Genomic DNA, 507 nt, shown 5'->3' with positions numbered 1-507 from the left:
GTAAAAGTGGAGAGAAATAGCATGAATGGATTAATTGTTATTGATGGTTTTCAGGTTCGTAGAGATGTAGCCGGTCGTTATTGTTTAAATGATTTACATCGAGTATCGGGTGGTGAAAAACGACACCAACCATCAAATTGGAGTTCACTGGCCCAAACTAAAGAGTTAATTGATGAAATTTCGACCGCTCCTGAGATCACAGGAGCGCCCATTATGACAGTCGCTGGTGGATATAACCAGGGCACTTATGTTTGCAAAGAATTAGTGTATGCCTACGCAATGTGGATCAGTGCTTCTTTTCATTTAAAAAGTGATCCGCACCTTTGATGCTCTAGTGACACAACAACATCAAGAGAAACTCAGTGATAAAAGTGCAGGCGGGTGTGATACTACTGGAATCAATGTCTAAAAAGTTTAAATTTCTCGAATTCATCAAAGTTAGGTGCTTATCAAAAATTACAGGCCATGGCGGGCTTACCTGAGTTGGCGCCTGTTTATGCGATTGAT

Annotated in this window: 1 pseudogene; it reads left to right on the top strand. The window is 40.6% G+C overall.

Going from position 1 to position 507, the window contains the following annotated elements:
- Window positions 1–21: 21 nt before the first annotated feature.
- Window positions 22–507, top strand: a pseudogene (locus tag BHE89_RS20135) (KilA-N domain-containing protein); the annotation flags it as partial.

This window comes from Shigella sp. FC1967, from assembly GCF_001743005.1.
Classification (GTDB): Bacteria; Pseudomonadota; Gammaproteobacteria; order Enterobacterales; family Enterobacteriaceae; genus Proteus.
This window is presented reverse-complemented; position numbering and strand designations above follow the sequence as displayed.